The following is a 23,782-nucleotide window of genomic DNA, read 5'->3' as shown; positions in this document are numbered from 1 at the left end:
GCACTCAATGCAGTCATGCTGGTGTCATGGAACGCATGCTGGAACGACTCGGCCGGGCCTGCGCCGGCCGCCCCTGGCACACCATCGCCGCCTGGCTGCTCGTCGCCGTCGCCCTCGCCGGCATCGGCCAACTCACCGGCGGCGGCTTCGCCAACGACTTCCGGGTCCCCGGCACCGAGTCACAGCGGGCCGCCGACCTCATCCAGCAGCACTTCCCGGCGTACGGCGCGGAGAGCGCCGAGATCGTCTGGCACGCCGCCGAAGGCGACCTGCACCGGGCCGACCGGGCCGCCGCGATCGCCGCCGCCGTCGCCGCGATCCGCCGGCAACCGTCGGTCGTCGACGCCGGCAACCCGTTGCCCGACGCCGAAAACCCCGGCTCCGGCGGCCTACTCAGCCCGGACGGTCGCACCGCCACCAGCACCGTCCGCTACGACCGGCACGCCGGCGACCTGGGGCCAACGGCGTACCAGCGGCTCGACGCGGCGGTGGCACCGGCCCGCGCCGCCGGTGTCGACGTCGACTTCCGAGGGCTCGTCATCGACGTGGCGTTCGAGCCGACCACCGGAACCGCCGAACTGGTCGGCCTCGCCGCGGCCGCCGTGGTGCTGCTGCTCTCCTTCGGCTCGATGGTCGCCGCCGGACTGCCGATCCTGGTCGCCCTGGTCGGCCTCGCCTGCGGGACCACCCTGGTGCTGATCGCCTCGCTCGTGGTGGACGTTCCCAGCTCGGCGCCGATCGTCGCCGTGATGCTCGGCCTCGGCGCCGGAATCGACTACGCGCTGTTCGTGGTCACCCGGTTCCGCGCGGCGCTGGCCGACGGGATCACCGACCCGGTCACCGCCGCCGGCCGGGCCACCGGCACCGCCGGGCACGCGGTGCTGTTCGCCGGCGGTACGGTCGTGGTCGCGATCCTCGGGCTGCTGTTCACCGGCATCCCGTTCGTCGGCGCGATGGGCCTGGCCGGCGCGCTGACCGTCACCGCGACCATGCTGGCGGCGCTGACTCTGCTACCGGCGGTGCTCGGTCTACTCGGCCGGCGGGTCGACGCGGGCCGGATCCGCCGCCGCCCCGGCGACCCGACGGCCGGCTCCCGCTGGCCACGCTGGGGTCGGCACGTCACCCGCCACCGGTGGGCGTACGCCATCGGTGCCACCCTGGCGCTGCTGATCGTCACCGCCCCGGTGCTCACGTTGCGACTGGGCACTCCGGACGACGGCAACCAGCCGGCGCACTGGCCGCAGCGGCAGGCGTACGACCGGGTGGCCGCCGCCTTCGGGCCGGGCTGGAACGGCCCGCTGGTGCTCGCCGTACCGGTGCCGGCCGGGCTGTCCCCGGCGCGGACCACCGACGCGCTCGACGACCTGACCCGCCGGCTGGTCGCCGACCCGGCGGTCGAACTGGTCACCCCGGCCCAGCTCAGCACGGACGGCCACATCGCGCTGCTCAGCGTGGTGCCCCGGTACGCGCCACAGGACGACCGGGTGGCCGATCTCGTGCACCGGATCAGGTCCGACACCGCCCCGGCGGCCCTGGACCGGTACGGCACCGGTGCGCTGATCGCCGGCACCACCGCGTTCATGATCGACATCGCGGACGCGGTCGCCGACCGGCTTCCCTGGGTGGTGTTCGCGGTGATCGTCGCGGCCGGGCTGCTGCTGGTGGCGATGTTCCGGGCCCCGCTGATCGCGGTCAAGGCCGCGGTGATGGCGCTGCTCTCCGTCGGCACCGCGTACGGGGTGCTGGTGATGGTCTTCCAGTGGGGGTGGGGCCTGACACTGATCGGCGTCGACCGCCCGGTGCCGATCATGTCGGTGGTGCCGATGCTGCTCTTCGCGGTGCTGTTCGGGCTGTCGATGGACTACGAGGTGTTCCTGCTGTCGGCGATCCGGGAGGAGTACCGCCGCAGCGGCGATCCGGGCGCGGCCGTGGTAGCCGGGCTCGCCGGCACCGGTCGGGTGATCACCGCCGCCGCGACCATCATGGCGGTGGTCTTCCTCAGCTTCGTCTGGATCGACGACACCCTGGTCAAGATGATCGGCATCGGGCTGGCCACCGCCGTGATCATCGACGCGACGGTGATCCGGGTGGTGCTCGCCCCGGCGGTACTCAGCCTGCTCGGTCACCACGCCTGGTGGCCGGGCCGGCCTAACCGGTAGCGGGACGGCCGCCCCGGTCACCACGCTGTGGTCGCCAGACGACCAGCGCGGTCGAGGTGCGGCTGGTCGGCACCAGGTCCGCCCGCCGGTACGGCCCGACCGACTCCAGCTCGGCGATCCGTTGGTACGCCGCGGCCAGCTCGGCCTGCAGCTCGGCCACCTGCTGCTGCAGGTCACCGACGAGCTGCTCCAGGCCGATGATCCGCTTGATACCGGCGAGGTTGACCCCGTCGTCCTGGCTCAGCCGCTGCACCTCCCGCAGCAGCACCACGTCCCGGACGCTGTACCGGCGACCGCCACCGGCGGCCCGACCGGCCTGGACCAGGCCGAGCCGGTCGTACTGGCGCAGCGTCTGCGGATGCATGCCGGCCATCCGGGCCGCCACCGAAATGATCAGAACCTTGGCGTCGGAGGCGGCCTCGAAGGAGATCGTCAGTTCGTCCTCCACCCTCGCTCATCTCCTGTCCGTGGCTGGTCGCTGCCCGGGGGTCTCGTTGTCGTTGCGACGCAGCCGGGCGACGAGTCGTTCCCGATCGGCCCCCGGCGTGTGCTCGGCGAAGGTCCGCAACGCCGCCGTGGCCGACTCGTCAACGGTAGCCGGGACGACGACCTCGACGGTGACGAGAAGATCACCGGCGGTCCCGTCCCGACGCGGCACACCCTTGCCCCGCGCCCGCAGCGTCCGGCCACTCGGCGTACCGGGCTGCACCCGCAGGGTCACCGCACCGTCCATGGTCGGCACCCGCAGGTCGGTGCCGAGGACCGCCTCGGCGAACGTGATCGGCACGGTCAAGGTCAGGTCGTCGCCGGAGCGCCCGAAGAGTTCATCGCCGCGCACCTTCACCAGTACGTACAGGTCACCGGCGGGTCCGCCCCGGTCGCCGGGCTCACCGCGGCCGGCCAGCCGGATCCGCTGCCCGTCGGCGACGCCGGGCGGGAACCGGACGTTGAGCGTCCGGGTCTTCGTCACCCCGCCGCTGCCGTGGCACTCCGGGCACTTCTCGTCGACGATCGTGCCGACGCCCTGGCAGTCCCGGCACGGCTCGGAAAAGCTGAACGACCCCTGGTTGCGGGTCGTCAGCCCGGTCCCGGCGCAGGTCGGGCAGGTGCGGGGCACCGTGCCAGGCTTGGCACCGTTGCCCTGACAGGTGTCGCAGACCCCGGGCGCGCGCAGGCTCAACGGCAGCGTGGTCCCCCGTACGGCGGCCGCGAAGTCCAGCACCACCTCGGCCTCGACGTCGCGCCCCCGGGCCGGCCCCCGGGCACGCATCCCGCCGGCCCCGCCGCCGGAGAAGATCGAGCTGAAGATGTCCGAGAAGCCCGCGCCACCGAAGCGCCGGTCCCCGCCGCCCGCGCCGGCCCCGGAGAAGCCACCGCCGCCGAACAGGTCGGACGGGTCGAAGCCGCCGGCCCCACGGGCACCGCGACGGAACGCACCGGAGCCGAACAACGAGCGCATCTCGTCGTACTCCTTGCGCTTACGGTCGTCGGCGAGCACGGTGTACGCCTCGGAGACTGCTTTGAACCGCTCCTCGGAGGCGGTGTTGCCGGGGTTGTGGTCCGGGTGCAGTTCCCGGGCCAGCTTGCGGTACGCCTTCTTGATGTCGTCCGTGGAGGCTGACTTGGGTACCCCCAGCACGGCGTAGAAGTCCTTTTCCAGCCAGTCCTTGGAACTCACCCTGTCCTCCTCCCGTCCGTCCCCGAACTTTTCTGCGTGCCCGAACCGCTGACGGTGCCCCGGCGGTGGGACGCGAGTCGCGTCCCACCGCCGATGGCGCGCGCCGGTGTCCGACCGGCGGCGGTCATTCGGGGTCGGCGACCGCGACCAGTGCCGCCCGCAGCAGCCGGTCCCCGAGCAGGTATCCCCGCCGCATCACGTCGACGCAGGTGGGTTCGGTGACCTCGCCGGAGGTCAGGTGCGCGACCGCCTCGTGCCGGGTCGGATCGAACGGATCGCCCTTCTCCCCGAACGGGGTCAACCCGAACTTGCCGAGCGCCGTGGTGAGCTGCTCGGCGACGGTGCCGAACGGACCGACCAGGTCACCGTGCTCGCGGGCCCGGTCCAGGTCGTCGAGGATCGGCAGCAGCGCGACGAGCACCGCCCCGGTGGCCTGCTCCGAGGCCAGCCCCTTGTCCCGCTCGACCCGCTTGCGGTAGTTGGCGTACTCGGCGGTCACCCGTTGCAGGTCGCGGGTGCGCTCGTCGAGATCGGCCCGCAGCGCCTGCAGTTCGGCGCCGAGCGGCGGGGCGGCCTCACTGGCCGACGTGGCGGGCTGGTCGGTGTCGGGTGCCTCGTCGGTCTCGACGATCTCCCCGGTCACCGGCTCGTCGACGGTCGCGGCGTCGGTCGGGTCCGGTCGGGTCGCCGGGCCGGAACCGGACTCCTGCGGCTGGTCGGTCGGCTCGGCGGCCGGCTCGGCCGGGCTGTCGGCCGGGCTGCCGTTGGCGTTCCCGCTCACGGTCTCCTCCTCCGGGCCCGGCCGGGCGTGCCGCCCGGCCGGGCGTTGGTCGGTGGCAGTCGCCGCGTCGGCCGGTTCGGCCGCCGCGTGCCGAGCGCTTCGGGTCCGCGTGCCGGTGGGATCGATCCGCCGCCGGTCCCGGATCACCAGACGCTCCGGAGCCTCACCCTCACCGCGCCCGGTCGACCTCGAACGACCGGCTGGTCGCCCGGTGCCCGCCGGATCGGCGGCCCGTGGTGTGTCCGTCATTCGACTACCTCGATCCGTACGACGCTTCGACGAAGATCATCGCTGGTTCCCGGTTGCGACGCGACGTCACTTCTTGTCGTCCTCGATGATCTCCGCGTCGACCACGTCGTCCGGGCCGGCGGCGCCGCCCGGTGCACCGGCGGCACCGGCACCCGGCCCGGCCGCACCCGGACCGGCCGCGCCCGGACCGCCCGGCTGCCCCTGCTGCTCGGCCTGCTGGGCGTAGAGCGCCGAACCGGCCTGCTGGGAGACCTGGGCCAGCTTCTCGTGCGCTGACTTGATCTTCTCGATGTCGCTGCCGGCCAACGCGCCACGCAGCTCGCCGAGCGCCTCGTTCATCTGGTCACGCGAGTCCGACGACAGCTTGTCGCCGCTCTCGGCCAGGAACTTCTCGGTCTGCCACTGCAGCTGCTCGGCCAGGTTGCGGGTCTCCGCCTCCTCCCGACGCCGCTTGTCCTCGTCGGCGTGGTCCTGGGCGTCGCGCATCATCCGCTCGATGTCGTCCTTCGGCAGCGCCGAGCCACCGGTGATCGTCATCGACTGCTCCTTGCCGGTGCCCAGGTCCTTGGCGTTGACGTGGACGATGCCGTTGGCGTCGATGTCGAAGGTGACCTCGACCTGCGGCACCCCGCGCGGCGCCGGCGGCAGCCCGGTCAGCTCGAAGGTGCCGAGCTTCTTGTTGTACGCCGCGATGTCCCGCTCACCCTGGAAGACCTGGATCAGTACGGACGGCTGGTTGTCGTCGGCCGTGGTGAAGACCTCGGAGCGCTTGGTCGGGATCGTGGTGTTGCGCTCGATCAGCTTGGTGAAGATGCCGCCCTTGGTCTCGATGCCCAGGCTCAGCGGGGTCACGTCGAGCAGCAGGACGTCCTTGACCTCGCCCTTGAGCACGCCGGCCTGCAGCGCGGCACCGACCGCGACCACCTCGTCGGGGTTGACGCCCTTGTTCGGCTCCCGACCGGTGAGCTGCTTGACCAGCTCGGAGACGGCCGGCATCCGGGTGGAGCCGCCGACCAGGATCACGTGGTCGACGTCGGCCAGCTTGACCCCGGCGTCCTTGATGGCCTGCTCGAACGGGCCCTTGCAGCGGTCCAGCAGATCCTGGGTCATCCGCTGGAACTCGGCCCGGGTGAGGGTCACGTCCAGGTGCAGCGGCGCCGACGGCGCACCGTCGGAACCGGCCGGACCGGCCGTGATGTACGGCAGGTTGATGCTGGTCGTGGTGGCCGCGGACAGCTCGATCTTGGCCTTCTCGGCGGCCTCCCGCAGGCGCTGCATGGCCATCTTGTCCTGGGCCAGGTCCACGCCGTGCTGGCCCCGGAAGGTCTTCACCAGGTGGTCGATGATCCGCTGGTCCCAGTCGTCGCCACCGAGCAGGTTGTCACCGCTGGTGGACTTGACCTCGATGACACCCTCGCCGAGCTCCAGCAGGGAGACGTCGAAGGTGCCGCCGCCGAGGTCGAAGACCAGGACGGTCTGCTCCTTGGAGCCCTTGTCCAGGCCGTACGCCAGGGCTGCGGCGGTCGGCTCGTTGACGATCCGCAGCACGTTGAACCCGGCGATCTCGCCGGCCTCCTTGGTGGCCTGGCGCTGGGCGTCGTTGAAGTACGCCGGAACGGTGATCACCGCGTCGGTGATCCGCTCGCCGAGGTACGCCTCGGCGTCGCGCTTGAGCTTCATCAGGGTACGGGCGGAGATCTCCTGCGGCGTGTACTTCTTGCCGTCGATGTCGACGGTCCAGTTGGTGCCGATCTCCCGCTTGACCGACCGGATGGTCCGGTCCGGGTTGGTCACCGCCTGACGCTTGGCGACCTCGCCGACGAGCACCTCGCCGTTGCGGGCGAACGCGACGATGGAGGGAGTGGTCCGGGAGCCTTCCGCGTTGGCGATGACGGTGGGCTCACCGCCCTCCAGCACACTGACGCAGGAGTTCGTCGTGCCCAGGTCGATACCGACCGCACGTGCCATGGTCGCTTCCTCGCTTCGTTCGTAGAGCAGGTGCCGGGGCACCGCCCCGCCGTACACCCACCACAAGTTGAGTGGACTTGACTCAATACTGCCACGATCGCAGCCACCGTCAAGTCAGGTTGAGCCGGGGGCGCGCAATAATGGCTCCCACCTGCACCGACAGCACAGGTGAGCCCATGAATCACGATCAGATCACCAGGCGCGCCGAGCCGGTTCAGGTTGTCTGGCATGCATAGATCAGGCACGCTCTACCCGTGACCACGCAGGGTGGACCGGCCGCGCCCAGCCCGAGTGCACCGGAACTTCCCGGAGCACTCAATCGACTACGCACTGCTATCGGCGGGACGGCGTACCCGCTGGCGCTGCCCTCCGCCGAGGAGGCCCGCGCCGTCGGTGCCGGGCTGATCGCCCAACTCGACGACTACCTGCTGCCCCGGCTCGCCCGGCTCGACGCCCCGCTGCTGGTGGTGGTCGGTGGCTCCACCGGAGCAGGCAAGTCGACCCTGGTCAACAGCCTGGTCCAGGCCCGGGTCAGTGCCACCGGGGTGCTCCGCCCGACGACCCGTTCGCCGGTGCTGGTCAGCCACCCCGCCGACACCGCCTGGTTCCGCCAGGGCGACCTGCTGCCCGGCCTGACCCGTACCGCCGGCCCCACCGACGCACCCGACGCGCTGCAACTCGTGGCCGCGCCGGCACTGCTGCCCGGGCTGGCCTTCCTGGACGCCCCGGACATCGACTCGGTCGTCGACGCCAACCGGGCGCTCGCCGTACAACTGCTCGCCGCCGCGGACCTGTGGCTGTTCGTCACCACCGCCGCCCGGTACGCCGATGCGGTCCCCTGGCAACTGCTGCAGACCGCCCAGCTGCGCGGCACCATGCTCGCCCTCGCCCTGGACCGCGTACCACCCGAGGCGGTCGACGAGATCACCGCCCACCTGCGGGAGATGCTCGCCGACAACGACCTCGACGACGTACCGATCTTCGTGGTGCCGGAAACGGTCGTCGACGGCCAGGGCCTGCTACCGGAGATCGTCACCGCGCCACTGCGGGAGTGGTTCGGCATGCTCGCCAGCGACGCGAACGCCCGGGCGGCGGTGATCCGGCAGACCCTCGACGGCGCGCTGAGCGCCCTCGCACCGGCCGTCGACGGGCTGGCCGCCGCCGCCGACGACCAGCTCGACGCCGCCCAGTCCCTGACCGACCGGGTCCGGTCGGCGTACCGCACCGCCGCGCGCGGCGCGGAGCAGGCCGTGCAGGACGGCCGGCTGCTGCGCGGCGAGGTGCTCGGCCGCTGGCAGGACTTCGTCGGCACCGGCGAGCTGTTCCGCTCGCTGGAGGCCCGGGTCGGTCGACTGCGGGACCGCGTCGTCAGTGTCGTCACCGGCCGACCGGCCCCGGCCAGCCAGCTGCGCAGCGCCATCGAATCCCAGCTGGTCACGTTGATCCGGGGGGCCGCCACCGACGGCGCCGACGCCGCGCAGCTGGCCTGGCGGGCGCACCCGGCCGGGGCCGCGCTGCTCACCCCCGAGCTGGCCCGCCCCTCGGCCGACCTGCCCGAACGCGCCGAGCGCCTGGTCCGTGACTGGCAACGCGACGTGCTCGAGCTGGTCCGCGCCGAGGCCGGCGACAAGCGGTTCGTCGCCCGGACCGCCGCGTACGCCGTCAACGCCACCGGCCTGGCCGTCATGGTCGCCGTCTTCGCGTCGACCGCGTTCATCCCCACCGGGCTGGAGGTCGCCGCCGCCGGTGGCACCACGGTGGCCGCCCAGAAGGTGCTCGAGGCGATCTTCGGTGACCAGGCCATCCGCAACCTCGCCAACCGGTCCCGGGACGGTCTGCTCCAGCGGATCCGCAGCCTGCTCGACGACGAGGCCGGGCGCTACCTCGACCTGATCGACGCGGTCGGGCTGCCGACGAGCATCCTCGGACCCGACACCGGGCCCGGTGACCGGCTACGCGCCGCCGCCGCCGAGGTCGAGCGGGCGCGCACCGGCGCCGGCCTGCACCGCGGTACGCCGTACCGGCTCCCGGACACCCTGCCGGGTGCCACCGGCTCGTTGCCGGGAGCGGTCGCGTGACCGGCTTCGTCGACCGCGTCCGTGGCGCGGTCCGCCGCGAACCCCACGTCGACGCCGACCAACTGGTCGCCCGCCTCACCGCGCTGGGCCGGTTCCTGCGCGCCGCCGACGGGCGGATCCCGGACCCGCAGCTCGGCGCGGCCCGCACCCTGGTCGAGCGGGCCGGAGCCCGGCTGACGCTGTCCCGCGAGCACACCGTGGTGGCGCTGGCCGGTGCGACCGGCAGCGGCAAGTCGAGCATCTTCAACGCCCTCGCCGGGATGGACCTCTCCCCCGTCGGTGTGCGCCGGCCCACCACCGGCAACGCCCACGCCTGCGTCTGGGGCCCGGTCGACGGTGCCGGCGAGTTGCTGGACTGGGTCGGCGTACTGCCCCGGCACCGCTTCGTCCGGGAGAGCGCCCTGGACGGTACCGACGAGGCCGGGCTGCACGGCCTGGTCCTGCTCGATCTGCCCGACTTCGACTCCGTCGAGTACGGCCACCGGCTGGAGGTGGACCGGCTGCTCGGCCTGGTCGACCTGGTGATCTGGGTGGTCGACCCGCAGAAGTACGCCGACCGGGTGATCCACCGTGGCTACCTGCGGGAGTTTCACCGCAACCGGGACGTCACGGTCGTCGTGCTCAACCAGGCCGACCGGCTCGACCAGTCCGAACTCACCCGGCTGATGGCCGACCTGCGCCGACTGCTGGACACCGACGAACTCGCCGGCGTACCGCTGCTGGCCACCTCGGCGGTGATCCCGGCCGCGATGGCCGAGCTGCGGGGGCGGCTGGAGCGTACGGTGACCGAACGGCAGGCGGCGCTGCGTCGGCTCGCCGGCGACCTCGACGCGGTCACCGACGACCTGGGCGACCTGGTCGGCCCGGTGGGCCGCGCCGAGGAGGAGATCAGCCGAGGCACCGTCCGACGGCTCAGCTCCGCGCTGGCCGACGCCGCCGGCGTTCCGACGGTCGCCCAGGCGGTCGAATCGGCGTACCGGCAACGGGCCGCCGCCGCGACCGGTTGGCCGATCAGCCGGGCCTGGCACCGGCTGCGCCCCGACCCGCTGCTGCGGCTGCACCTGCTCGGTTCCCGCCGGGCCGACGGCCCGCCCGGTGCGCCGCCCGACGGCCCGACCGACCCGCCGGCACCGCTGGCGGTGACGTCGTTGCCGCCGCCGAGCGCCGCCCAACGCGCGGCGGTCGACCTGGCGGTACGCGCCCTCGCCGAGCAGGCCGGCAGCCGGCTACCGGCACCCTGGCCGGCGGCGGTGACCGCCGCCGCCCATTCGCAGACCACCGACCTGCCCGACGCGCTGGACCGGGCCGTCGGTGCCGCCGATCTGGCCCCGGTCGACCGGCCGCTGTGGTGGCGGGCGGTCGGCACCCTGCAGTGGCTGGTGACCGCCGCCGCGGCCGCCGGGCTCGGCTGGCTGCTCGTCGGCTTCGTCGTCCGCGTGCTGGGTCTGCCGGCGCTGGAGTACCCGACGGTCGGGGTGGTGCCGGTGCCGACGGTGCTGCTGCTCGGCGGTCTGCTCGGCGGCATCCTGGTCAGCCTGCTGATCCGGCCGGTGACCGGATGGGCGGCCCGGCGGGCCCGCCGACGCGCCGAGGACCGGCTCTACGACGCGGTGGCCGACGTGGCCCGACGCTACGTGGTCACCCCGGTCCGCGCGGTCCTGGCCGCTCACAGCGACGCCAGCGATGCCCTGGACCAGGCCCGGTCCCGGTCAGGTCGCTGAACCGGCCCGGTTACGGCGCCAGGCGTGTCCGACATGTAACGCACTGGTGATGCCAGTTGCCGTGGGGCGGGCGTAGGGTCGAATCATGGCCACGCCAGAAACCCCCTACGACGCGGTGCTCGCGGCCGCCCGTGACGTGACCAAGTTGGAGTGTGCGCTCGACGCGGAGATGCTCGGCGCCGCCCTGCTGGGCAGTGTCTACGCCGTCGCCGAGACCGACCGGGCAGCCGCGGTCCGGGAGTTCGTCGGCAACTTCCTGTCCGCCACCACCCGCCGCCGGGCCGCTTCCGCCACCACGATCCGGACGGTCTTCGCCAGGCTCGTCCCGGACGCGGCCGGGGCAGCCGGCGTGAAGATCGGCAGCACCGCACCCGACTGGTCCAGTCGGCTGGGTCAGGTACGGCTGACCGGCAGCTACGCCTACGGCGACGTGTACGGCGACCAGACGTCCTACCTGGCGACCTTCGCCTACGACGACGACCTCGGCGGACCGGAGCACGCGGTGGTCGCGTTGGTCGACCACAACATCGGCATCACCAAGGACGTCTTCGTCGGCGGGCCGGCGGAGCGGATTCTCGGCCAGGTGCGGCAGATGTGCGCCAACGACGAGTTGACCTGGTTCCGCGAGGAGGACCCGGGGGTCCTGCGGGGCGAGGTCAGCCGGCATCTGGCCATCACCGACGGCCTGCGGGAACTGCCCAGCGAAGGCTCGCTCGCCACCGACCGGGCGTTGGTGGGTGCCCGGCTCGCGGTGCTGCCGGCGCCGACGTCCGTGGTGGCACCGCCCGGCGACGACCCCATCCCCGCCGATCGGCGGACCATTCTGGTACGCGAGTTCCTGGCCTCGCCGCAGGCGCGGCGGTTCGGCCTCGATTCGACCGGGACCAGCGACCTCGCCTCGTTGCACTTCTGCCTGAGCCTGGTGCTCGACCACTCGGCGAGCCTGCTCGATCCCGACCCGATGCGCTGGAGTCCGGCGGTGGCCGGGATGTTCCTGCTGGACTGGGTGCACCGGCGGGCGGTGCTCGACATCGACGACGCGGCGATGCTACCGGCCGTGGTCCGTGGCTGGGCCGCCTACGCCGGTCAGCAGCGCAACCTGCCGGCGGCAGCCATCACCCAGACCGACACCGCGATCGCCGAGATCGTGCCGGAGTTCGTCCGCCTCTACACCACCGGGGAGCGGCGCAGCCCGGCCACCGCAGCCGTGGCTCAGCTCCTCGCCGACGGCGTCGACCTCAACGATCCGCAGGCGCTGGACGCCTGGATCGACGCCAACCGGCAGCGGCTCGCCGACGAGCAGAGCTGACCGCCCGGCCGGACGATCCGCCGCGCGGGCCGGTGCTCGACGTGCCGGGATCGGCGGTGGGCGTCGGCTCGGGGGTCGGGCTCGGGCTGGGTTCCGGCGTCGGTGACAGGTCGGGTGCCGGGGACGGCTCCGGGGTCGCATCCGGGTCACCTTCGGCACCCGTACCCGGATCGCCCTCGGCGCCGGTCCCCGGGTCACCTTCGGCACCCGTACCCGGATCACCCTCCGCACCGGTCCCCGGGTCACCTTCGGCACCCGTACCCGGATCACCCTCCGCACCGGTCCCCGGATCACCCTCGGCACCCGTACCCGGGCCGGAGTCCGGACCGGTGTCAGGCGTGGGGCTGGTGGACGGGGTCGGTGCCGGCGTCGGGCCTGGTGTGGGGACGACCGGAGCCGGCGACGTCGGGGCGACCGGCGGCGGTGACACCGGTCCGACAAGTACCCCGCCGGACCCTTCGCCCCGCGACGGCGGCGGCACCGTGCGGGTGCCGGTCCACGGCCGGGCCGCCTGGGTCGGACCGCCGCCACCGGTGTCCGTGCCGTCGTGGTCGGCGGTGTCGGTCTGCGACGGGTTGGCGATCGGACTCGGCTGCGGGTATCGCACGACCGGGCCGCCACCGGGTTGGCCGAGCAGCGGTACGACGGCCGCTCGGCCGTCGCCGGTCGCCGTCACCGAGCCGGCCTGCAGCGTCGCCAGCATGGGCAGCGACGCGGTCGTCACCAGCAACGCCACGATCAGGGCGAACCGCCGCGCCGGACCGCTCAGTCCGGCGGTCGGAGCTGCGCTTTCCTGCGGCAGCGACACGGCTGGTCTCCTCGTCGGTGTGGCCTGACCGGTGGGCCACCGATCGTCGGCCCTGGATACATACTGAGGCAGTGACAGAAAGTTTTCCAGTTCAATACATCGTGTTATCAGAACCGGACGGATGAGTAACAGTCCCCCGAACGCCGCGCCACCCGGCAAGTTCCGCGCAACGCGGACATCACGTCTTCGGACCCGGACCGACCTATGACGCCCCTCACCTTCAATGCGAGTATGGACCGGACGGCACCGACGCCGCTGCCTCCGCCGCTACCCGTGGCGGACACGACTCGATGTTGTCCCCTTCCGGACCGGGTCCAGCCAGAATCCGGCCCGTGCCGCGCGGCAACCCTGACCGGGTCAGGCGCGGCGAGAGGACCTGCCTCGGCAGCAGCCGACAGCAGGACGAGCTGCGCGGTCGGGACACCCCCGCTGCCACGCACACACGATGGGAGAGACGGATGGCGAAAGTCGACCGCGGGACGGCGACCCGCGGCAGACCGGCCACGGCCCGACGGCGGACCACCCGGACCGCCGCCGACCCGGAGCTGGTGCAGCTGCTCACCCCGGAGGGCGAGCGCATCGACCGGGTCACCGGCCCGGACGGTACGGAGTACTCCGTCGACTTCACCGACGAGCAGTACCGGGGTCTCTACCGCGACCTCGTCGTGGTGCGCAAACTCGATGCCGAGGCGACCGCCCTGCAACGCCAGGGCGAGCTGGGCATCTGGGCCAGCCTGCTCGGCCAGGAAGCCGCCCAGGTCGGTTCCGGCCGGGCACTACGCGAGCAGGACATGGCCTTCCCCACCTACCGCGAGCACGGCGTCCTCTACTGCCGGGGCATCGACCCGATCATGCCGCTGGGGCTGTTCCGCGGCGTCGACCAGGGCGGCTGGGACCCCAACGAGTTCAAGTTCAACATGTACACGATCGTGATCGGCGCCCAGACGCTGCACGCGACCGGCTACGCCATGGGCATCACCATGGACGGTCGGACCGGCGGCGACGACGGCGAGGCCGTCATCGCGTACTTTGGTGACGGCGCGTCAGCGCAAGGTGACGTCAACGAGGCCTTCGTCTGGTCCAGCGTCTTCAACGCACCCATCGTCTTCTTCTGTCAGAACAACCAGTACGCCATCTCCGAACCGCTGGAACGGCAGACGAGGATCCCGCTCTACAAGCGCTCCTCCGGCTTCGGCTTCCCTGGCGTACGGGTGGACGGCAACGACGTACTGGCCAGTTACGCGGTGACCCGCGCCGCGCTGGACAACGCCCGGCACGGGCAGGGTCCGACGCTGATCGAGGCGTACACGTACCGAATGGGGGCGCACACCACCTCGGACGATCCGACCCGCTACCGGATCGCCAGCGAGGTCGAGGCGTGGCAGGCCAAGGACCCGATCGCCCGGGTCCGCGCCTTCCTGACCAGGCAGCAGATCGCCGACTCCGACTTCTTCGCCGAGGTCGACGCGCAGGCGCAACGGGACGCGGTCCAGCTGCGGGAACGGGTGCTCGCCATGCCCGATCCGCAGCCGGGCGCGCTGTTCGACCACGTGTACGCACACGGCTCACCACTGGTCGAGGCCGAGCGTGCCCAGTTCGAGCGGTACCAGGCGTCGTTCGAGGGAGGGTCGCACTGATGGCCGAGACACTCACTCTGGGCAAGGCGCTCAACGCCGGGCTGCGCAAGGCGTTGGAGGGCGACAGCAAGGTCATCCTGATGGGCGAGGACGTCGGCAAGCTCGGCGGCGTCTTCCGGATCACCGACGGCCTGCAGAAGGACTTCGGCGAGACCCGGGTGATCGACACCCCGTTGGCCGAGTCCGGGATCATCGGCACCGCGGTCGGCCTGGCCATCCGTGGCTACCGGCCGATCTGCGAGATCCAGTTCGACGGCTTCGTCTACCCGGCGTACGACCAGATCGTGTCGCAGGTGGCGAAGATGCACTACCGGTCGCAGGGCAAGGTGAAGCTGCCGATCGTGATCCGGATCCCGTTCGGCGGCGGCATCGGCGCGGTGGAGCACCACTCCGAGTCACCTGAGGCGTACTTCTCGCACACCGCCGGGTTGAAGGTCGTCGCCTGCTCCAACCCGCAGGACGCCTACACCATGATCCAGCAGGCGGTGCTCTCCGACGACCCGATCATCTTCCTTGAGCCGAAGCGGCGCTACTGGGAGAAGGCACCGGTCGAGCTGGAGACACCGCCGGGTACGGCGTACCCGCTGCACGCCGCCCGCACGGTGCGACCCGGCAGCGACGCGACCGTGCTGGCGTACGGTCCGATGGTGCGTACCGCCCTGGACGCGGCGACCGCTGCCGCCGAGGAGGGCCGCGAGCTCGAGGTGATCGACCTGCGGTCGCTGTCCCCGCTGGATCTGGCCGGGGCGTACGAGTCGGTCCGGCGTACCGGCCGGTGCGTGGTGGTGCACGAGGCGCCGACCAACCTCGGCCTCGGTGCCGAGATCGCCGCTCGGATCACCGAGGAGTGCTTCTACTCGTTGGAGTCGCCGGTGCTGCGGGTGGGCGGGTTCAACACGCCGTACCCGGCCTCCCGGTTGGAGGAGGAGTACCTGCCTGACCTGGACCGGGTGCTCGACGCCGTCGACCGCGCGTTCGGTTGGTGAGGGCCGATGTCGCGTATCAAGCAGTTCGACCTGCCCGACCTCGGCGAAGGTCTCACCGAGGGTGAGATCCTCAAGTGGCTCGTCGCGGTCGGCGACACGATCGAGTTGAACCAGCCGATCGTCGAGGTGGAGACCGCGAAGGCAGCGGTCGAGATCCCGGCGAAGTGGGGTGGGCAGGTCCAGGCGATCTTCCATCCGGAAGGCACCACCGTCGAGGTCGGCACCGCGATCATCGCGATCGACACGGATCCGTCGGCCGGCCCGACGGATCCGCCGGAGATCCCGCCGGCCGAGGGGGCGATCGAGCCCGGCATGATCGGTGGCCCGGCACCGGGCGGCCGCACGGCCGTCCTGGTCGGCTACGGCCCACGGACCACCGCGGCGGTCCGCCGGCCCCGCCGCACCGACGGGCAGGCACCGTCGGCGACCACTGCGACACCGCCGGCCGGTCCGGTGGCATCGACACCACCGGCCGCCCCTGCGGTCGAGCCGTCGGCCGGCGCAGGGACCGGCGCGGCCCGGGCGTTGGCCAAACCGCCGGTCCGCAAGCTCGCTCGGGACCTCGGGGTCGACCTGGCTGGGATCGTCGGCAGCGGTCCGCTCGGTTCGGTCACCCGCGACGACGTGATGCGGGCCAGCGCGCCGACGGTCGACGCCACGGCCACCGACGCGAACACCGACGTCGTGGTCGCCGCGTCCGCCGCCCGGGTCGGCACCGACCGGGAACGGCGGATCCCGGTCAAGGGCGTCCGCAAGTTGACCGCCGAGAACATGGTGGCGTCCGCCTTCACCGCGCCGCACGTGACCGAGTTCCTGACTGTCGACATCACCCGCTCGATGAAGGCGCTGGAGCGACTCCGGGCGCAGCCGCAGTGGCGCGAGGTCCGGGTCTCACCGCTGCTGATGGTCGCCAAGGCGATGCTGCTGGCCGCGGCCCGGCACCCGATGGTCAACGCCACCTGGGCCGGCGACGAGATCGTGGTCAAGGAGTACGTGAACCTGGGGATCGCGGCGGCCACCGAACGTGGGTTGATCGTGCCGAACATCAAGGACGCCGGCCGGCTCACCCTGCTGGAGCTGGCCGAGGCCATGTCGGCCCTGGTCCGTACGGCCAAGGCCGGTCGGACCGCGCCGGCCGACATGACCGGCGGAACGATGACCATCACCAATGTCGGCGTGTTCGGAGTGGACAGCGGGACGCCGATCCTGCCGCCGGGAGAATCGGCGATTCTCGCGGTCGGCACGATCCGCAAGGCACCCTGGGTACACAAGGAAAAGATTCGGGTACGGCAGGTCGCGACCCTGGCGTTGTCGTTCGATCACCGGATCATCGACGGCGAACTCGGGTCGGCGTTCCTCCGCGACATCGGCGCGTTCCTCACCGATCCCGAGGCGATGTTGCTCGCCTGGACCTGAACGCGCTCCCGCACCCCGACCATCACTACGAACGGCGTTGCAGTCACTACCGACTGCAACGCCGTTCCTCGTAGGTGACCGACGATACTTCGGATCTCCACTCTGGGCACCGAAGCTTCTAAGGCAGGTGGGCGGCGTCACCTTCAAATCGTTGGCAGCGGGCAGCGGATCCGAGGTTTACTTGAATCGGCCGACAGATGGCCGGCCACGCAGATCCACAGGAGAGCACGTCATGTCCATGATCGATCGAATTCGTCGACACCGGGAGACCAACCGCAGGGCCCGTGCGCTGGAGCGCGCGCTGCGCGCGACCGACTCCGCAGCGGTCCGGGACGAAATCCGCGCGATCGCACAGCGCTACTACAACTGAACTCGCCGCCGCGAGCCCTGCGCCACGCCACGACACACGTGCCACTTCGGCGGCACCGGGATTCCTCCGCTCGGAACGGACCGGTACGGTGGGCTCGGTCGTCGTCGGGTCGATCCGGCGCGCTGCGGACCAGATTCGGTCAGCCGCCGCCGGGCCGCCAGCCGACGCAATCCGGCTGGCCAGCCTCCGGTGATCTCGATCGCCGGGAGCGGGCGGGCCCGCCCGGCCGGACTACCGGTGTCACTGGTCGACCGACCAGCCACGTCGGTGGCACGGCACGGCTGACAGGTCATGGAGGAGGCGCACATGACGTCCGAGGGCACGCAGCATCCCGGCCAGGAGCCGGAGGAGGCAGGCACCGGCGGACCCGCGCCATACGCCAGCCAGCGACACGGTGTCGGTCAGGCGACCGGCGAGGCCGGCAGCGGCCCTGAGTCGCAGCAGTGGACCCCACCGGGCGGCGGCTGGGGCACCGGCTTCGGTGACCAGCCGGGTCGCCCCACCGGCTACCCGGCTCCGGCACCGTACCCGGCACCGCCCGGCGCGTACCCGCCGCCGGGCGGCCAGTCCGGCGAACCGGCACCGCGATCTCCCGGCGAGCTGAGCTGGACGCCGCCGCCCAGCATCCCGCCGCCCAGCATCCCGCCAGCGGCACCGTGGTCTCCGCAGCAGGCCTGGCGGACCGGCACCGACCACTCCGACCTACCGACCCCGCAGGCAGACCAGCCAGCCGGGCCGCCGGCACCCGGCGGCGGGTTCGGCGCGCTGCCCCAGCGCCAGCCCGAGCCACAGCCACTGCCGGACCCGCACCGCGACGCCGACGGCCACCGGCCGGGCGAGCCGCCACGGCCGACCGAGCAGTCCTGGCCGGGCGAGCCGCAGCCGTTCGTTCCCGGGCCGGTACAGAACCGGTTCGAGTCGCCGGCCGCGCCGCCCGTCACCGCACCGCCACCGACAGAGCCGGAACCCTCCCGGCACGGCGCGGCGCTGCCGTTCGCCCCGGCAGGTCCGACGCCGCTGCCGCCGCAGGAGGTCCGGGTCCCCGGTGCCTCGCTGGCCGCAGCCCTCGGCGGTGGCACCCCGACGCCGCTGAGCCCGGCAGCCCCACCACCGGCCCCGCCCGCCCCGGCTCCGGCGGCAGCACCGGCCGCGCAACCGGCCTCCCACGTCCCGCAGCAGCGCGGCCCGTTCGACGAGCCGTCCGCCGATGCCGACCGGCCAGCCTTCGGTGGCCCGTCGGCCGCCGCAGCGGGTGCCGGCGGAACCGCCGGCCGAGCGGTGAGCGCCAGCGCGTCGGTGCCGGCCGCGAGTCGTGTCTCGCCGCCCGCCGACCAGTCGGCGATCGTCGCCAACCGGCCGCCGGCCCAACCCCGGGTGTACGGGCGTCCGGCCAGCCCGGAGCCGGAGCCGTCGCCCGCCGACCGACCGGCACCGGAGCACCCGGGCGCGCCTCGACCGTTGCCGCCCCGGCCCGCTGGGCAGGTCGCGCCGCCGTTCGGTGCCCGTCCCGGGTCGGCCGCAGTCGCGCCGGGCGCCGGCAACGGCCAGGACGCCGCCGATCTCGCGCTACCGCACCTGAGTGCGGGGGCGCACATCCAGCCCGCGTCGCCAGCGGCGGCCGACGGCGGTCGGGGATTCCGACCGTCCGGTGCCGAACCGTACGGAGATCTGGTCGACCGGCCCGGTGACGGCGCCGGGCCGCAGAGCCCGCCGCACTTCGGCGCCGGTCCCCAGGGTCAGGCGCACCTCAACGCCGGGCCGCAGAGCCCGTCGGCCTTCGGTACCCGGCCGCAGAGCCCGCCGACTTTCGGTGGCACGCCGCAGGGGCAGCCGGCCTTCGGTGGCACCCCGCAGGGGCAGCCGGCCTTCGGCGCCCAGCAGAGCGCCCCGGACGGCTATCCGCCGGCCAGCGGTCCGACGCCCGCTGGTAACCAGTGGAACGCCCCCGATCCGGAGCAGAACCGGTTCGACGCGTTCCGCCCGGAGCCGACCGCCCCCGCAGAGCAGGAAGCGACCCCGGAGCCGGCCCCCCAGGTCCGCAACGGTCGGGTCCTGCTGGCGGTGCTGGTGGCCGCCGTACTGCTGGTGGCGATCCCGATGTCGCTGGTCTGGTTGATCACCCGGCCCGGTGACCAGGCGTTCGACCCGGCCGTGGGCGCGTGTGTCAAGCAGTCCGGCAACACCGCCGCGCCGGCGGACTGCGCCGAGCCGAACGCCTTCGAGGTGGTCGCCAAGGTCGACCGGGTCGACCAGTGCGCCGACCCGAACGCGCCGCACATCCAGGTGGCCGGCGACTCCGGACGCGAGCAGGTGCTCTGCCTCCAGCCGGCAGCCGCCGGCGACGACCCGGACGCGGGCACCGCTCCCGACCCCAGCTCGGCGCCGGACGCCAGTTCAGCGCCGGACAACTGAGCCCGCCGCAGATGCCGAGACCATCGTCGCCGCAACCCCGGGTGCGGGCACCGCAGCTCAAGGGCCGGCAGTGGCTGAACACGGCCGGCCGGACGATCTCCCTCGCCGACCTGCGGGGAAAGATCGTCCTGCTGGACTTCTGGACGTTCTGCTGCGTCAACTGCCTGCATGTGCTGGACGAGTTGCGCCCGCTGGAGGAGAAGTACGCCGACGTACTGGTGGTGATCGGCGTCCATTCGCCGAAGTTCGCCCACGAACGGGACCCGGTGGCGGTCGCCGCCGCCGTGGAGCGCTACGGCGTGACCCATCCGGTGCTCGACGATCCAGAACTGGACATGTGGCAGCAGTACGCCGCCCGGGCCTGGCCGACCCTGGTGCTGGTCGACCCGGAAGGTTACGTCGTCGCCACCATGGCGGGCGAGGGGCACGCCGAAGGCCTGGTCCGGGAGATCGACCAGCTGATCGGGGCGCACGAGGCGAAGGGCACGCTGCACCGGGGCGACGGCCCGTACGTACCGCCGGAACCGGCCGACACGACGCTGCGTTTTCCGGGCAAGGCGGTAGCGCTGGACGACGGCGCGCTGCTGGTCTCCGACTCCGCCCGGCACTCGCTGGTGGAGTTGGCACCCGACGGTGAGACGGTACGCTGGCGCATCGGCTCCGGGGCCCGTGGCCGCACCGACGGCGACGCCGCGAACGCCAGGTTCAGCGAGCCTCAGGGGCTGCTGCGGCTACCGGCCGAGGTCGCCGCCGTCGCCGGGTACGACCTGGTGGTCGCCGACACGGTCAACCACCTGCTGCGCGGGGTACGGACGAGCACCGGTGAGGTGGTCACCGTCGCCGGCTCCGGCCGGCAGTGGCGCTCCGGTGTCGACTACGACCCGCACGACGCGCTCGCCGTGGATCTCTCCTCGCCGTGGGACCTCGCCTGGTACGACGGTCGGGTGATCGTGGCGATGGCCGGGATCCACCAGCTGTGGTGGTTCGACCCGATCACGCGGACCGCCGGCATGTACGCCGGCACCACGGTCGAGTCGCTGCGCGACGGTCCCCTCCCCGACGTGTGGCTGGCGCAGCCGTCCGGCCTGGCGACCAGCGCCGACGGCCGGCAGCTGTGGATCGCCGACAGCGAGACCAGTGCGCTGCGGCAGGTCGTCGACGGGCATCTGCGGACGGTCGTCGGGCAGGGGTTGTTCGACTTCGGTCAGGTCGACGGGGCGGCGGCGCAGGCGCTGCTGCAGCACCCGCTCGGGGTCTGCGCGCTGGCCGACGGTTCGGTGCTGGTCGCCGACACCTACAACGGCGCGATCCGCCGCTACGATCCGGCCACCGACCGGGTGACGACGGTCCTGGACGGGCTGGCCGAGCCGAGCGACGTGCTGGTGACCGCTGACGGCATCGTCTGGGTGGTGGAGTCCGCCGCCCACCGGATGACCCGGATCGCGCCCGGGGCCCTGTCTGCGGCCGGGGCCACCGTCGACGGGGCACGGCACCGGACCGTACGCCCTCCGCTGCTGGTGGCCCCCGGTGAGGTGACCCTGGAGGTGGTGTTCACCCCCGCACCGGGGCAGAAGCTGGACACCAGCTTCGGTCCGGCCACCCGGCTGGAGATCTCAGCCGATCCGCCCGGGCTGCTGCGTCACGGTGCGGGCACGGACACCGGGCTGAGCCGTCGGCTGGTGATCGACCCGTCGGTGCCGGGCGGCGTACTGCAGGTGGTCGCCCAGGCTGCCACCTGCGACGCCGACAACGCGCATGCCGCCTGCCACCTGACCCGGCAGGACTGGGGAGTGCCGGTACGGGTCGACCCGGCGGGTGCGGCCCGCGTACCGCTGATCCTGCGTGGGGTCGACCCGGTCGACGATGCCGATGCCTGACCGGGCACTCACCCCGGTCTGACCGGGACGGTCAGACGAAGGCCGTGAGCGGGTGACCGGCCGCCTCCAACGACTGGCGGATCCGGCGGGCCAACGCGGCGGCTCCGGGCGTGTCGCCGTGTACGCAGATCGACTCGACGGGGCTGGCGACCGCCGTGCCGTCCGTGGCGGTCACGGTGCCCGACCTGGCCATCGACAGTGCCTGGGCGACGACCTTGCGGTGGTCGTCGAGTAGCGCCCCGGGTGTGTCGCGCGGCACCAGTCGGCCGTCCGGCTGGTAGCCCCGGTCGGCGAAGCCTTCGGCGACGGCACGCAGCCCGGCGCCGGTGGCCAGCTGGCTCAGCACCGAGCCGGGCAGGCACAGGATCGGCAGCGTCGGGTCGACGTCGGCCACGGCGGCGACCACCGCCGCGGCCTGGGCCTCGTCGACGCAGGCGGTGTTGTACAGCGCGCCGTGCGGTTTGACGTACCGGACCCGGGTGCCGGCGACCCGGCAGAAGCCGTCCAGCGCGGCGATCTGGTAGAGCACGTCGTCGCGGAGTTCGTCGAAGCGGTAGTCGATCCGCCGCCGGCCGAATCCGGCCAGGTCGCGGTAGCCGACCTGGGCGCCGACGGCGACGCCCCGGTCGGCGGCGGCCGCGCAGATCCGCCGCATGGTCACCGGGTCGCCGGCGTGGAAGCCGCAGGCGACGTTGGCGGAGGTGACGATGTCGAGCAGCGCGTCGTCGTCGCCGAGGTGCCAGACGCCGAAGCCTTCACCGAGGTCCGCGTTGAGGTCCATGGAACTCCACGGTAGTGCCCGGCCGGGCCTGGGCGAGCCCGGTGACGTCGTCGACCACTCCGATGACCGGGTATCCGCCGGTGGTCGGATGGTCGGCGAGGAAGATCAGCGGTTGACCGTCGGCGGGGACCTGGACGGCGCCGAGGACCAGCCCTTCGCTGGGTAGTTCGTCCGGGACGCGGCGGGTCAGCGGTGCGCCGGTCAGTCGGACCCCGATCCGGTTGCTCACTGGACTGACCAGGTACGGGGTGCCGAGCAGTCGCCGCAGCGCGGCATCGGTGAACCAGTCGGCGCGCGGGCCGAGTCGTACGGTGAGCCGGAGCGGGTCGGCCGGTGCCGACCAGGGGACGGGGTCGGCCGGCGGCGGCCCGTCGACGGTGGTCGGGGCGTCGCCGACCGGCAGGACGGTGCCGTCGCGTACCACTCGCGGCCCGATGCCGGCGAGGAGGTCGGTCGAGCGGCTGCCCAGCACCGGCGGTACGGCGATCCCGCCGGCCACCGCGAGGTAGCTGCGCACGCCGTACCGGGCGGGTCCGACGTCGAGATGGGCCCCGGGCGGCACCGGTACGGGGCTGAGGAAGCCGGCCGGCCGACCGGCGAGGCGGATCGCCGCGGGCGCGCCGGTGATCGCGACGGTGCCTCCGGCGGGCAGCCGCAGCCGGCAGCCGGTGAGGGTGATCTCCAGGCCGGCGGCGTCGGGCGGGTTGCCGACCAGCCGGTTGGCCAGCGCCAGCGCCGGCTGGTCGAGGGCACCGGAGCGGGGTACGCCGAGGTGTGCCCAACCGGGCCGGCCCCGGTCCTGGACGGTGCAGAGCGCGCCGGCCCGGACGACCTCGATCACCGGTCGCGCCGATCGACTGGTGGCACGTCTGGCGGTACGTCTGCCGTCGCGTCTGGTGGCACCTCCGGTGACGCATCGGCGGGGGTCAGCCGGACCCGGGTGCCGGGGGTGAGCGTGGCAGGCGGGTCGCGATCGAGGTCGAACAGCACCAGGTCGGTGTGGCCGACGAGTTGCCAGCCGCCGGGGGAGGCGGACGGGTAGATGCCGGCGTACGGCCCGGCGAGCGCGACCGAGCCGGCCGCGACGGTGGCGCGCGGCGTCGGCCGACGCGGTACGGACCATTCGTCGGGCAGTCCGGTGAGGTAGCCGAAGCCGGGCGCGAAGCCGCAGAACGCGACGGTGAACTCGGTGCCGGCGAGCCGGTCGACGACCTCGTCGACGGGTACCCGCCAGTGGCGGGCGACGTCGGGCAGGTCGGGTCCGTCGTACCGGACGGTGACGGTGACCGGCCGGGCGTCGGCGCTGCTGCGCTGGGGTGGCGGCCGCCAGCCGGCCAATGCGGCGGCGGTGGCGGCCGGGTCGGCCAGGCCGTCGAGCAGGATGGTACGGGCGGCGGGGACGATGTCGTCGACGGCGAGTTCGCCCTGGTCACGGCGGTGATCGAGGCCGGCCCGCCAGGCATCGATGGTGGCCGGGTCCGGCGCTTCCCATTCGAGCAGCAGTGCGCGCCGGCCGACGCGATGGATCCGCATGGGACCATCTTGGCCCCGC

General features: G+C 73.0%; 18 protein-coding genes. 10 read left to right on the top strand and 8 right to left on the bottom strand.

The window, feature by feature from the left end:
• Positions 1-26: 26 nt before the first annotated feature.
• Positions 27-2,159, top strand: a complete 2,133-nt coding sequence (locus O7623_RS20880; protein ID WP_282224701.1) for an MMPL family transporter — start codon at positions 27-29, stop codon at positions 2,157-2,159.
• Here the strand turns inward: O7623_RS20880 and O7623_RS20875 are convergent.
• The 4 genes from O7623_RS20875 to dnaK form a co-directional block, all read right to left on the bottom strand.
• Positions 2,149-2,607: a MerR family transcriptional regulator gene (locus O7623_RS20875; RefSeq protein ID WP_282224700.1), complete on the bottom strand. Its 459-nt coding sequence runs from the start codon at positions 2,605-2,607 to the stop codon at positions 2,149-2,151. The genes O7623_RS20880 and O7623_RS20875 overlap by 11 nt on opposite strands.
• A gap of 6 nt (positions 2,608-2,613) precedes the next feature.
• Complete coding sequence (gene dnaJ / locus O7623_RS20870) at positions 2,614-3,837, bottom strand: molecular chaperone DnaJ (protein WP_282224699.1); 1,224 nt, start codon at positions 3,835-3,837, stop codon at positions 2,614-2,616.
• A gap of 124 nt (positions 3,838-3,961) precedes the next feature.
• A complete protein-coding gene (gene grpE / locus O7623_RS20865) occupies positions 3,962-4,867 on the bottom strand; it encodes a nucleotide exchange factor GrpE (RefSeq protein WP_282224698.1) in 906 nt (301 codons plus the stop codon).
• A 66-nt stretch (positions 4,868-4,933) separates the two neighbouring features.
• A complete protein-coding gene (gene dnaK / locus O7623_RS20860; protein WP_282224697.1) occupies positions 4,934-6,835 on the bottom strand; it encodes a molecular chaperone DnaK in 1,902 nt (633 codons plus the stop codon).
• Between the two features lie 254 nt (positions 6,836-7,089).
• On the opposite strand from dnaK, the gene O7623_RS20855 reads away from it, so the two are divergent.
• The 3 genes from O7623_RS20855 (at position 7,090) to O7623_RS20845 (ending at position 11,943) form a co-directional block, all read left to right on the top strand.
• Entirely contained in the window at positions 7,090-8,913 is a 1,824-nt protein-coding gene (locus O7623_RS20855; RefSeq protein ID WP_282224696.1) for an ABC transporter, read from the top strand.
• Entirely contained in the window at positions 8,910-10,634 is a 1,725-nt protein-coding gene (locus O7623_RS20850; RefSeq protein ID WP_282224695.1) for a GTPase, read from the top strand. The genes O7623_RS20855 and O7623_RS20850 overlap by 4 nt, the downstream gene beginning before the upstream one ends.
• An 85-nt stretch (positions 10,635-10,719) precedes the next feature.
• Positions 10,720-11,943, top strand: coding sequence for a hypothetical protein (locus O7623_RS20845; RefSeq protein ID WP_282224694.1), 1,224 nt, complete (start codon positions 10,720-10,722; stop codon positions 11,941-11,943).
• Here O7623_RS20845 and O7623_RS20840 read toward each other — a convergent pair.
• Positions 11,873-12,751 (bottom strand): hypothetical protein, encoded by an 879-nt coding sequence (locus O7623_RS20840; RefSeq protein WP_282224693.1) that lies wholly within the window; start codon positions 12,749-12,751, stop codon positions 11,873-11,875. The genes O7623_RS20845 and O7623_RS20840 overlap by 71 nt on opposite strands.
• 458 nt (positions 12,752-13,209) lie before the next feature.
• Between O7623_RS20840 and pdhA the strand changes: the two genes are divergently transcribed.
• The 6 genes from pdhA to O7623_RS20810 all read left to right on the top strand — a co-directional run bounded on the left by pdhA (position 13,210) and on the right by O7623_RS20810 (position 21,449).
• Positions 13,210-14,388 (top strand): pyruvate dehydrogenase (acetyl-transferring) E1 component subunit alpha, encoded by a 1,179-nt coding sequence (gene pdhA / locus O7623_RS20835; protein WP_282224692.1) that lies wholly within the window; start codon positions 13,210-13,212, stop codon positions 14,386-14,388.
• Positions 14,385-15,374 (top strand): alpha-ketoacid dehydrogenase subunit beta, encoded by a 990-nt coding sequence (locus O7623_RS20830; RefSeq protein WP_282229497.1) that lies wholly within the window; start codon positions 14,385-14,387, stop codon positions 15,372-15,374. Before pdhA ends, O7623_RS20830 begins: the two co-directional genes overlap by 4 nt.
• A 6-nt stretch (positions 15,375-15,380) precedes the next feature.
• The gene (locus O7623_RS20825; protein WP_282224691.1) at positions 15,381-16,790 is read left to right on the top strand and encodes a dihydrolipoamide acetyltransferase family protein; all 1,410 of its coding nucleotides are present in this window, start codon (positions 15,381-15,383) and stop codon (positions 16,788-16,790) included.
• Positions 16,791-17,022: 232 nt separating this feature from the next.
• Entirely contained in the window at positions 17,023-17,160 is a 138-nt protein-coding gene (locus O7623_RS20820; RefSeq protein ID WP_282224690.1) for a hypothetical protein, read from the top strand.
• A gap of 306 nt (positions 17,161-17,466) precedes the next feature.
• Entirely contained in the window at positions 17,467-19,572 is a 2,106-nt protein-coding gene (locus tag O7623_RS20815; protein WP_282224689.1) for a hypothetical protein, read from the top strand.
• 11 nt (positions 19,573-19,583) lie between these two features.
• Positions 19,584-21,449 carry an NHL domain-containing thioredoxin family protein gene (locus O7623_RS20810; protein WP_282224688.1) on the top strand — a complete coding sequence of 622 codons (1,866 nt, stop codon included), beginning with the start codon at positions 19,584-19,586 and terminating at the stop codon, positions 21,447-21,449.
• A gap of 31 nt (positions 21,450-21,480) precedes the next feature.
• On the opposite strand, the gene O7623_RS20805 is transcribed toward O7623_RS20810, so the two are convergent.
• The 3 genes from O7623_RS20805 to O7623_RS20795 are packed head-to-tail and all read right to left on the bottom strand — an operon-like array spanning position 21,481 to position 23,763.
• A complete protein-coding gene (locus O7623_RS20805; RefSeq protein WP_282224687.1) occupies positions 21,481-22,230 on the bottom strand; it encodes a 5-oxoprolinase subunit PxpA in 750 nt (249 codons plus the stop codon).
• Positions 22,205-23,071, bottom strand: a complete 867-nt coding sequence (locus O7623_RS20800; protein WP_282224686.1) for a biotin-dependent carboxyltransferase family protein — start codon at positions 23,069-23,071, stop codon at positions 22,205-22,207. The genes O7623_RS20805 and O7623_RS20800 overlap by 26 nt, the downstream gene beginning before the upstream one ends.
• Positions 23,068-23,763, bottom strand: coding sequence for an allophanate hydrolase subunit 1 (locus tag O7623_RS20795; protein WP_282224685.1), 696 nt, complete (start codon positions 23,761-23,763; stop codon positions 23,068-23,070). Before O7623_RS20795 ends, O7623_RS20800 begins: the two co-directional genes overlap by 4 nt.
• Positions 23,764-23,782 lie beyond the last annotated feature (19 nt).

Origin of the sequence: Solwaraspora sp. WMMD791, from assembly GCF_029581195.1 — a bacterium.
In the GTDB taxonomy this organism is placed as follows: Bacteria; Actinomycetota; Actinomycetes; order Mycobacteriales; family Micromonosporaceae; genus Micromonospora_E.
Note: the sequence above shows the minus strand (reverse complement) of the source record. Positions and strands in the feature narration are given on the sequence as shown.